This window comes from Alcanivorax sp. HI0044 (assembly GCF_001634945.1).
The window spans coordinates 1-1,018 of sequence record NZ_LWEZ01000451.1 but is presented as its reverse complement, the minus strand read 5'-3'; the positions used below and the strand labels follow the sequence as shown (position 1 = coordinate 1,018).

At 55.2% G+C, this 1,018-nt stretch carries 1 protein-coding gene and 1 pseudogene; both read left to right on the top strand.

Annotated features, from left to right (window positions below; genetic code table 11):
- Positions 1–876: ABC transporter ATP-binding protein (locus tag A3730_RS05550; RefSeq protein ID WP_063537670.1), on the top strand; the 876-nt coding region annotated here is incomplete at its 5' end.
- A gap of 51 nt (positions 877–927) precedes the next feature.
- Positions 928–1,018, top strand: a pseudogene (locus tag A3730_RS30240) (sugar ABC transporter permease); the annotation flags it as partial.

Sequence of the window (1,018 nt, the reverse complement as noted above, 5' to 3'; positions counted from 1 at the left end):
GCCCTGCTGGGCCCCAACGGCGCCGGCAAAACGACCCTGATCAGTATTATTTGCGGGATCGTCAATCCATCATCCGGCAAGGTCCTCGCCGATGGCCATGACATCATTACCGATTTTCGTGCCGCACGAAGCGCCATCGGTCTGGTGCCCCAGGAAATTTCCACCGACGCATTTGAAACCGTCTGGGCAACAGTGAGTTTCAGCCGCGGGCTGTTTGGCAAGCCGCGTAATGATGCCCACATTGAGAAAGTGCTCAAGGCGCTGTCGCTGTGGGACAAGAAAGACAGCAAGATCATGATGTTGTCCGGTGGCATGAAGCGACGGGTGATGATTGCCAAGGCGCTTTCCCATGAGCCCAAGATCCTGTTTCTGGACGAGCCTACGGCGGGCGTGGATGTAGAGCTGCGCCGGGAAATGTGGGAAATGGTTCGCCAGCTGCGCGAGCAGGGCGTCACCATTATTCTGACGACCCACTATATTGAAGAGGCCGAGGAAATGGCTGACCGCGTGGGTATTATCCGTCAGGGCGAAATTATCCTGGTGGATGAAAAGTCCCGGCTGATGGAAAAGTTGGGGCGCAAGCAATTGACAGTACACCTGGCAGAACCGCTTGATGCGATTCCCGCCGCCATGGCGGACGAGGCGCTGGCGCTGGCCGATGAGGGCTACTCGATGGTTTATACCTACGATGCCAACCAGGAAAACACGGGCATTGCTGAATTGCTGCGTCACCTGAGCGAGCAGGGTATTGAATTTAAGGACCTGCATTCACGGCAAAGTTCGCTGGAAGATATTTTCGTGGATCTGGTGCATGGCACGCCACAAGCCTCACGCGGTACGCAACACGTAAAAACTGAAACACCGGAAAGCCTCTGATGCCGTTTGGTGTTCTCGTTTGGCTGCTCCCGGAAGGATTAATCAATGAAAGTGAATATGCATTCCATTAGCGCTATCTACAAGTTCGAGATGGCGCGCACCTGGCGTACCCTGATGCAAAGCGTGGCCTCGCCGGTGATTT